Origin of the sequence: Brevibacillus sp. NPDC003359 (genome assembly GCF_042878995.1) — a bacterium.
In the GTDB taxonomy this organism is placed as follows: Bacteria; Bacillota; Bacilli; order Brevibacillales; family Brevibacillaceae; genus Brevibacillus.
Genome location: NZ_JBIAOR010000033.1, coordinates 1 through 8,856, shown reverse-complemented (window position 1 = coordinate 8,856; position 8,856 = coordinate 1). Strand labels below are relative to the sequence as shown.

The 8,856-nt window shown below is 47.0% G+C and carries 10 protein-coding genes; all 10 read left to right on the top strand.

The window, feature by feature from the left end; genetic code table 11:
- The first annotated feature begins 240 nt into the window (after nt 1–240).
- Nucleotides 241–1,602: an alkaline phosphatase gene (locus tag ACFYU8_RS31365; protein ID WP_390307226.1), complete on the top strand. Its 1,362-nt coding sequence runs from the start codon at nt 241–243 to the stop codon at nt 1,600–1,602.
- A gap of 141 nt (nt 1,603–1,743) precedes the next feature.
- Complete coding sequence (gene tatA, locus ACFYU8_RS31360; protein ID WP_390307224.1) at nt 1,744–1,914, top strand: twin-arginine translocase TatA/TatE family subunit; 171 nt, start codon at nt 1,744–1,746, stop codon at nt 1,912–1,914.
- A gap of 38 nt (nt 1,915–1,952) precedes the next feature.
- Nucleotides 1,953–2,798: an aminodeoxychorismate lyase gene (pabC, locus tag ACFYU8_RS31355; protein ID WP_390307222.1), complete on the top strand. Its 846-nt coding sequence runs from the start codon at nt 1,953–1,955 to the stop codon at nt 2,796–2,798.
- Between the two features lie 51 nt (nt 2,799–2,849).
- Nucleotides 2,850–4,037, top strand: coding sequence for a dihydropteroate synthase (gene folP / locus ACFYU8_RS31350; RefSeq protein WP_390307220.1), 1,188 nt, complete (start codon nt 2,850–2,852; stop codon nt 4,035–4,037).
- 2 nt (nt 4,038–4,039) lie between these two features.
- Nucleotides 4,040–4,411 carry a dihydroneopterin aldolase gene (gene folB, locus ACFYU8_RS31345; protein ID WP_390307217.1) on the top strand — a complete coding sequence of 124 codons (372 nt, stop codon included), beginning with the start codon at nt 4,040–4,042 and terminating at the stop codon, nt 4,409–4,411.
- Nucleotides 4,408–4,938, top strand: coding sequence for a 2-amino-4-hydroxy-6-hydroxymethyldihydropteridine diphosphokinase (gene folK / locus ACFYU8_RS31340; protein ID WP_390307215.1), 531 nt, complete (start codon nt 4,408–4,410; stop codon nt 4,936–4,938). The genes folB and folK overlap by 4 nt, the downstream gene beginning before the upstream one ends.
- On the top strand, nt 4,890–5,099 hold the full coding sequence (locus ACFYU8_RS31335; protein WP_390307213.1) for a helix-turn-helix domain-containing protein: 210 nt from the start codon (nt 4,890–4,892) through the stop codon (nt 5,097–5,099). Before folK ends, ACFYU8_RS31335 begins: the two co-directional genes overlap by 49 nt.
- 70 nt (nt 5,100–5,169) lie before the next feature.
- Nucleotides 5,170–6,198 (top strand): tRNA dihydrouridine synthase DusB, encoded by a 1,029-nt coding sequence (dusB, locus tag ACFYU8_RS31330; protein WP_390307211.1) that lies wholly within the window; start codon nt 5,170–5,172, stop codon nt 6,196–6,198.
- 217 nt (nt 6,199–6,415) lie between these two features.
- Nucleotides 6,416–6,892, top strand: a complete 477-nt coding sequence (gene greA, locus ACFYU8_RS31325; RefSeq protein WP_064203223.1) for a transcription elongation factor GreA — start codon at nt 6,416–6,418, stop codon at nt 6,890–6,892.
- A 102-nt stretch (nt 6,893–6,994) separates the two neighbouring features.
- Nucleotides 6,995–8,515 (top strand): lysine--tRNA ligase, encoded by a 1,521-nt coding sequence (lysS, locus tag ACFYU8_RS31320; protein WP_390307209.1) that lies wholly within the window; start codon nt 6,995–6,997, stop codon nt 8,513–8,515.
- Nucleotides 8,516–8,856 lie beyond the last annotated feature (341 nt).

Below are 8,856 nucleotides of genomic sequence, written 5' to 3'. Positions count from 1 at the left end.
GAACCGCTGATAGTTTATCGTCTGTAGAAAATTTAGTCATAGAAAAAACTGCACCTCCAATCGTTAGTTGTGTCTAACAATTGGGGTGCAGTTCATCGAGGGCGGTTTTTTGTGTTCATCGACAAATGTAAATCGATCTTTACCGTTTCCTTAAACTTCTTAACATTCCCCACGTCATTTCTCAATATTGGCAGATTACAATCAAGTTGAAATAATAATTCATCTCTTAGGAGGTACATGATGTTCCGTACATTCCCCAAAAAACTCGTTCCAGTAGCAGTAATCTCCTCGCTGGCTTTTACAGCGTTCTTTGGTCCTACTACAGGTCTTGTAAAAGCAGCAGAAAATAATAACAACGCAAAAGTGAAAAATGTAATCTTCTTGATCGGTGACGGTATGGGTACTGCTTACACAACTGCACACCGTTATATGAAGGATGACCCTTCGACTCCACTGATGGAGCCGACAGAATTCGATAAATATTTGGTCGGTGCACAAATGACTTACGCAGAAGACCACAAGCAAAACATTACAGACTCCGCTTCTGCTGCTACGGCGATGTCTTCCGGTAAAAAAACCTACAATAATGCCATTGCAGTAGACAACGACAAATCAGAAGTAGAAACCGTACTCGAACGTGCGAAAAAAGTAGGTAAATCTACTGGCTTGGTAGCTACCTCCGAAATTACACATGCTACACCTGCATCTTATGGCGCCCATGACGAAAGCCGCAAAAATATGGATGCGATTGCGAATGATTACTATGATTTGAAAATTAACGGCGAGCATTCTATTGATGTAATGCTTGGCGGTGGCTTGAAAAACTTCGTTCGCAAAGATCGTGACCTGACAAAAGAATTCAAGAAAGATGGCTACAGCTACGTTACTTCGAAGAGCGAACTATTAGACGACAAAAACGGCAAAATTCTCGGATTGTTTGCAGCTGGCGGAATGGACAAAATGATCGACCGCTCCGACGAAACACCTTCTCTGGAAGAAATGACAAATGCCGCGATCGATCGTCTGAGCAAGGACAAGGATGGGTTCTTCCTGATGGTAGAAGGAAGCCAAATTGACTGGGCTGGACATGACAACGACATCGTTGGCGCAATGAGCGAGATGGAAGATTTCGAGCGAGCTTTCAAAGCAGCGATTGATTTCGCGAAGAAAGATGGACATACCCTGGTTATCGCGACTGCTGACCACTCCACAGGTGGATTGTCTGTAGCGGCTAAAGATGAATACAACTTCTTGGTAGAGCCGATTAAAGCAGTGAAACGTACGCCTGATTTCATTTCGACTGAGATTGCAAAAGGTGCAAATGTAGAAGAAACACTCAAGAAGTACATTGACCTGGAGCTGACTCCACAAGAAATCGCATCTGTGAAGAAAGCTACTGAAACAAAAGACCAAGTGAAAATTGATAATGCCATCGAAGCAATTATCGATACACGCTCCTTTACTGGTTGGACAACCGGTGGACACACAGGTGAAGATGTAAACGTCTATGCGTATGGCCCTGGAAAAGAGAAAGTCTCTGGATTGATCGACAACACGAAAAATGCAGATGTCATCTTTGAAATCTTGGGTGGAAAAAAATAAGCGAGAGTAAAATTTCGTGAGTGATGGGCTACCATGCTTCAGTGGTAGCCTTTTTTGCTTGGGGCTGGGAGTAGATTGGATGCTTTATGCACATCCTTTGAAGAGACTGGGTATTCGACAGGAAAAGGAGTGTGGCTAGCTATGCTATCGAGCATCGGTATTCCCGGATTGATCTTGCTCTTGATCATCTCCTTGTTGCTTTTCGGTCCGAAAAAGCTGCCGGAGATTGGTCGTGCAGTCGGGCAGACTTTGAATGAGTTTAAGCTGTCTATGAAAGATTTGACGCCGGATGAAGAGGAGAAAAAGATATGATATGATGCTCTCGACTATATTATCGGGAGAGAGCGAAGATGCGCGTTTATGTAAACGGGACGATTTGTCCGGCTCACGAGGCTACAGTATCAGTATTGGACCACGGGTTTTTATACGGCATTGGTCTGTTTGAAACGTTACGTGTATACGACCGCAAGCTATTTCTATGGGACGCTCATTACGCCCGGCTTTGTTCCGGGCTTTTTGCGTTGCAGATTCAACCTGCTTGGACAAAGGAAGAGCTGGCTTGCGCCATTCGGATGACCATAGGTGCCAACGAGTTGCGTGATGCTTACGTCCGCCTGAGTATTACGGCTGGCTCAGAAGGAGTAGGCTTGGTAGCAGGGGGGTACGAGCGTCCGTCCTTATTCGTATTTGCCAAACCTGTAGCACCTCTGGCAGTACCTCCCGAGCCAAAACGATTGCAGACATTGGCGTTGGCTAGACAGACAGCGGAAGGCCAGCAGCGTTTTAAATCGCACAACTACTTAAACAATGCTCTTGCTCGCCAAGAACTCGGTGCCCGTCCAGATGTGGAAGGTCTGTTTTTGACGCATGATGGATTCGTGGCGGAAGGGATTGTGAGCAATGTGTTTTGGATCAAGAACGGTCAGTTGTTTACCCCTTCTATTGATACAGGCATTCTTGATGGTGTGACGCGGCGACATGTTTTGACTTTGGCACAGCAATTATCCATGCCTGTCGAAGAAGGTCGATATCGCTTGGAAGAGCTACTCAATGCCGATGAAGTCTTTACGACAAATTCCGTGCAAGAGATCGTTCCGATTACCGAAATTGACGGGCATTCCGTCGCTTCGACATATGGTACATATTCGCGCGAACTGCACCGGGCATACCGTCAGTCTGTAGCGGCTACCGAGTAAATTATGGTATGCTACTATTCAATGTGCGAAGACGGAAAAAGGAGTTTGATCATGAAATACAATTCATTTCGAATCCATGCTGCGACTTTCGCTGAGATGGTATCGGAGCTTGTCAAAAGGGGTGTTCCTGTTCCAGAAGCTGAACGCATGGCGGATTCGGGGACGAGCCTAAAGATTCACACGGAAAACATGAGTGTGGCGGTAGCAGAGAGTGTGAGAGAGATTATGCACTCTTTCGATGCGGAAGCCATTATTTCAGACCAACCGGGTACTGCCGACAAAAAATATGTGCTGCTGTTGGCTTTCCATAAGCAGATGGATTTGGCATTGGATCATATGAAAACCCAAACAGAGGAACTACGAGCGTTGGCGGCAGAGGTACGGGAAGTTTTAGCTATGCCTGCCAAGCTTCGTGCGCGGCGCGAGCTGAACTGTGGCCAGTATGTCCTGCCACTGGGGGAGCGCACGTTAGTCATGGGCATTTTGAATGTGACACCTGATTCGTTCTCGGATGGCGGTCGCTTTGTCGATGTGGAGGCAGCACTGGCACAAGCGCGTGCGATGGTTGAGGCCGGAGCTGACCTGATTGATATCGGGGGAGAGTCGACGCGTCCAGGATCGGAACCAGTCGATGAGGCCATGGAGCTGGACAGAGTGCTACCAGTCATTCGGATACTTTCGCAGGAATTATCTGTTCCGCTGTCCATTGACACCTACAAAGCGTCGGTTGCAGAACGGGCTATTTTAGAAGGTGCGCATATCATCAATGACGTGTGGGGAGCGAAGCGTGATCCGCGGATGGCAGAGGTGGCTGCTCGTCTCGACGTGCCCATTATCCTGATGCACAATCGCGAAGACACGGACTATCACGACTTTTTCCCAAACTATATCAAAGACCTGCGTGAATCAGTACAGATCGCCTTGCAGGCAGGGGTAAAGCAGGAGCGAATCATCCTCGATCCGGGGATCGGGTTTGTAAGGACTGTCGAGCAAAATCTCGAGACAATGCGCAGGCTGGATGATCTGGTAGGGCTGGGCTATCCAGTTCTGCTGGCCACTTCACGCAAGCGAATGATCGGCCATGTTCTCGATTTGCCTGTAGATAAACGTGTCGAAGGTACTGCAGCGACAGTTGCCCTCGGGGCGGCAAAAGGCTGCCATATGGTACGGGTGCATGATGTCAAAGAAATGAAGCGCGTTACCAAGATGATGGATGCGATGCTAAAAGGGGGCATTTAACCTTGGATAAAATCTACTTCAATGGCATGTCTTTTTACGGATATCACGGTGTGTTTGGAGCAGAGGCTGAGCTGGGCCAACGGTTTTATGTCGATCTGGAGCTATCGCTCGATTTATCCAAAGCCGGAGCAAGTGACGATCTTCAGGATACAGTCAATTACGCCGATATCTTTACTTGTGTGCAAAAAATTGTCGAGGGTGAACGGTTTCAACTGGTAGAGAAACTGACTGCTGTGATAGCAGAACGTCTATTGAAGCAATTCCCTTTGCATGAAGTTAAAGCAAAAGTGACCAAGCCGAATCCGCCGATCAATGGGCATTATGAGTCGGTTGCGATTGAGATGATCCGTAGAAGAGAGGATTTTGCTTCATGACAGTTTGTGCGTATTTGGCGCTAGGCTCCAACCTCGGGGATCGGGCACAGAACTTGCGCCGGGCGATTCAGAGATTGAACGAGCAACCTGGAATTCGCGTGCTGCGTGTCTCCTCTGTTTATGAGACGGATCCATTTGGTTACGTCGAACAAGACGCATTTCTGAATATGGTGATCGCTGTGGAAACAGAACAGACTCCGGATCAGCTGCTAGAGACGGCTTTGTCAGTAGAGCGCGAGCTGGGGCGTGTGCGAACGGTTCGGTGGGGACCGCGCACGATTGATATTGACTTACTGTTGTACGGGACATCTCGTGTTTCACAAGACAATCTCATGATTCCTCATCCCGGGCTGAGCGAGCGTGCTTTTGTACTCGTGCCGCTTCGAGACGTTTGGGAAGGCGAGGTTTTACCTGAGCATAACCAGACCATTGATCATTATCTTTCCTTATTGGTAGAAGATCACAAGGGGGTACGTGAGTGGGGAGCACTCAACTGGGAAATCGAATCCGATCCTTCCGAAAGCTAAAAGGGTATACGCAACAGTCCCTTTCGGAAAAGATGGGAGTGTCACTGTCGTTTGTCGGATCATTAGAGAGAGGAACTCGTACACCAACAGAGCCTGTATTACGGAAGATCGCCAGCACTTTACAGGTAGACTACGATGAATTATGTGCTATAAATAGGTGATGTAATGAAGTTTGGATAGGATTGTCCTCTCCAAGACCCCGGCTAAGCGGGAATAAGGAGGCGAAAATAGATGAAGATCGGCAATATCGAATTAAAAAACAACGTGGTTCTCGCTCCAATGGCAGGTGTCTGTAATCCTGCTTTTCGTCTGATTGCCAAGGAGTTCGGTACTGGATTGGTTTGCGCCGAGATGGTAAGCGACAAGGGCATCGTGCACGGAAACAAAAAAACGATGGATATGCTGTTTGTCGACGAACGCGAAAAACCACTAAGTTTGCAGATTTTTGGCGGAGACAAGGAAACCTTGGTGAGTGCGGCGAAATATGTAGACCAGCATACGAATGCGGATATCATTGATATCAATATGGGCTGTCCTGTGCCGAAAATTACGAGCTGTGATGCAGGTGCGCGTCTGTTGCTCGATCCAGATAAAATCTACGAAGTCGTATCTGCTGTGGTCGATGCGGTCGACAAGCCGGTTACCGTGAAGATGAGATTGGGCTGGGACGAAGAGCATCTGTATGTACTGGATAACGCCAAGGCAGTCGAACGTGCAGGTGGCAAAGCGATTGCTGTTCATGGACGTACCCGTGTACAAATGTACAAGGGGCAAGCTGACTGGGACTGGATTCGTCGGGTGAAGGAAACCGTCTCGATTCCGGTGATCGGAAACGGGGATGTGGCTACTCCTGAGGATGCGAGACGCATGTTGGATACAACGGGCTGCGATGGTGTTATGATTGGACGCGCTGCGCTCGGAAATCCGTGGATGCTGTATCGCACGATTCAATACCTGACGACGGGAGAGCTTGGTCCGGAGCCAACCGCACGTGAAAAGATGAATATTTGTTTTTTGCATGCAGAGCGTTTAATCGCGCTGAAGGGTCCGAGAGTGGGAGTCCTTGAGATGCGTAAGCACGCGGCGTATTACTTGAAAGGCTTGAAGGGCTCGACGCACACGAAAAATCTCGTGAATGCGGTTGAGACAGAAGAGGAGCTTCGTCGCGTCCTCATGAACTATGTCGACTGGATTGAAAACTACGCAGATGACAACGAAGAACCGCTGGAAACAGCGAGTGATGAGGCTGTCAGCTACTAAAACTGGTGGTTCATTCCAGACATTGACAAGGGTTCCTTCATATCCTATAATACTCCGTAATATTGGGAGCCGAGCTGCCAGTCCACACTGGCAGCTTTACCTTTGAACCTCACAGACGATTGCATTCTGCTGTATATTGTATAGAACATCTACATATAATCCTTTGTACTTTACCCAGTATAAATGGAATCATTTTTTAAAACGGGGGAATTGAACCATGTCTGAAAAAGAAGTCATCCTTACACCAGAAGGTTTAACGAAGCTGGAACAAGAGCTTGAAGATTTGAAAACGGTTAAACGCAAGGAAGTAGCAGCTCGTATTAAAGAAGCGATCAGCTTTGGAGATATCAGTGAGAACTCTGAATACGAAGAGGCAAAGAATGAGCAAGCGTTCATTGAGGGCCGTATTTTGACGCTGGAAAAAATGCTGCGCAATGCCCGCATCATCACAAATGAAGATGTGGATACAGGGGTCGTAAGTGTAGGCTCCCGCGTGAAGCTGAAAGACCTCGAGTTCGGTGATGTTATGGATTACACGATTGTAGGTTCGGCTGAATCCGATCCGATGAACAACAAGATTTCCAACGAGTCCCCGGTAGGTCAAGCGCTTCTTGGTAAAGCAAAAGGCTCAATCGTTGACGTAAACGTACCAGCGGGAGTTATCCAGTACGAGATTCTTGACATTAACCTGTAAGCAGTCGAACTATGGCGTACCTTTTGCGAGGTACGCCGTATCGCTATTATAAAAGTCTGTACAAAATTGTTAATGCAGGCATTTTCTAGAGGAGTGAGTAAAATGGCAAACGAGCAAGACCTACAGCAAGAAGAACAGCAACAGGAGGGGCTACACGAGCTTCTTCAAGTGCGTCATGACAAAATGAATCAATTGCGTGAGTGGGGCTTTGATCCGTTCGGTAAAAAATTCGAGCAAACGCATCACGCTGCAGATATTACGAAAGCCTTTAGCGAAAAGAGCAAGGAAGAGCTGGAAGCGGAAGAGAACGTGGTTACGATTGCAGGCCGCTTGATGGCGAAACGTGGAATGGGTAAGGCGAGCTTTGCTCAACTGCTGGATCGTTCCGGTCAAATTCAAATCTACGTCCGTCAGGATACCGTTGGCGAAGAGCTGAGCAAAGTATTTGATTTGGCTGATATCGGTGACATGGTCGGAGTAACAGGTGTTGTTTTCAAAACAAAAACCGGCGAGCTCAGTGTAAAAGCAAAGGAACTGACCTACCTGACCAAGTCACTGCGTCCACTGCCTGAGAAATATCATGGCCTCAAAGATATCGAGACCCGTTACCGTAAGCGTTACGTGGACTTGATTGTGAATCCAGAGGTTCGTGATACGTTCATTACTCGTAGCCGTATTCTGACTTCGATGCGACGTTATTTGGACAACCTTGGCTATCTGGAAGTAGAAACACCTACACTCCATGCGATTGCCGGTGGTGCATCTGCTCGTCCATTTATCACGCACCACAATGCATTGGATATGCAGCTTTATATGCGTATTGCGATTGAGCTGCACTTGAAACGCCTGATTGTCGGTGGTCTGGAAAAGGTGTATGAGATCGGTCGCGTATACCGCAATGAAGGGATCTCTACTCGCCACAACCCTGAGTTCACGATGATTGAGCTGTACGAAGCGTATGCAGACTACCAGGATATCATGAGCCTCACTGAAGAAATGATTGCTCATATCGCACAGGAAGTATTGGGCACTATGAAAATTCAGTACCAAGGCAACGAGATTGACCTGACACCAAAATGGCGTCGTGTCCACATGGTAGATTTGATTAAGGAAAATCTCGGCGTCGATTTCTGGAAGGAAATGAGCGACGATGAAGCACGTGCTTTGGCAAAAGAGCATAGCGTATCCGTTGAGCCTCACCATACGTTCGGACATGTAGTGAATGAATTCTTTGAGCAAAAGCTGGAGCATACGTTGATTCAGCCTACCTTTGTTTACGGTCATCCTGTGGCGATTTCGCCATTGGCTAAGAAAAATGACCAGGATCCGCGATTCACGGATCGTTTTGAGTTGTTTATCGTAGCTCGTGAGCATGCGAATGCATTTACAGAGCTCAATGATCCAATTGACCAGCGTGAACGCTTTGAAGCACAGCTCTTGGAAAAAGAAGCTGGTAACGACGAAGCGCATGATATGGACGACGATTTCATTGAAGCGCTTGAATATGGTATGCCGCCAACTGGAGGATTAGGAATCGGTATTGACCGTTTGGTGATGCTGTTGACGAACTCTCCTTCCATTCGCGATGTACTGTTGTTCCCGCACATGCGTAACCGCGACTAGCAATGAAGAATAAAACCATCTGAGAAAATCTCAGGTGGTTTTTATTTTTTTACTTGCGCTTAAAAACGTTAAGTGATATATTAATACCTGTTCTTCTTTTTTACATAAATCGATTACAAATTGCTGAAAAAAAGTTCTTGCTTTTACCTCAGCTTGTGTGATAGATTAATGAGGTCGCTGAAAAACACGTTAAAAAAACTTGTTGACACGACCTGGACAACCTGATAAGATGAAATGGTTGTTGTGAAAATGCTCTTTGAAAACTGAACAGCGAAAGCGTTAATGAGTCTATCATTAAATGATTTGCCAGCTTTGAACCAGTAACAAACTTTATTGGAGAG

Coding starts and splice junctions, on each gene's coding strand:
- ACFYU8_RS31365 (WP_390307226.1), top strand. CDS start 241: ATGTTCCGTACATTCCCCAAAAAACTCGTTCCAGTAGCAGTAATCTCC.
- tatA (WP_390307224.1), top strand. CDS start 1,744: ATGCTATCGAGCATCGGTATTCCCGGATTGATCTTGCTCTTGATCATC.
- pabC (WP_390307222.1), top strand. CDS start 1,953: ATGCGCGTTTATGTAAACGGGACGATTTGTCCGGCTCACGAGGCTACA.
- folP (WP_390307220.1), top strand. CDS start 2,850: ATGAAATACAATTCATTTCGAATCCATGCTGCGACTTTCGCTGAGATG.
- folK (WP_390307215.1), top strand. CDS start 4,408: ATGACAGTTTGTGCGTATTTGGCGCTAGGCTCCAACCTCGGGGATCGG.
- dusB (WP_390307211.1), top strand. CDS start 5,170: ATGAAGATCGGCAATATCGAATTAAAAAACAACGTGGTTCTCGCTCCA.
- greA (WP_064203223.1), top strand. CDS start 6,416: ATGTCTGAAAAAGAAGTCATCCTTACACCAGAAGGTTTAACGAAGCTG.
- lysS (WP_390307209.1), top strand. CDS start 6,995: ATGGCAAACGAGCAAGACCTACAGCAAGAAGAACAGCAACAGGAGGGG.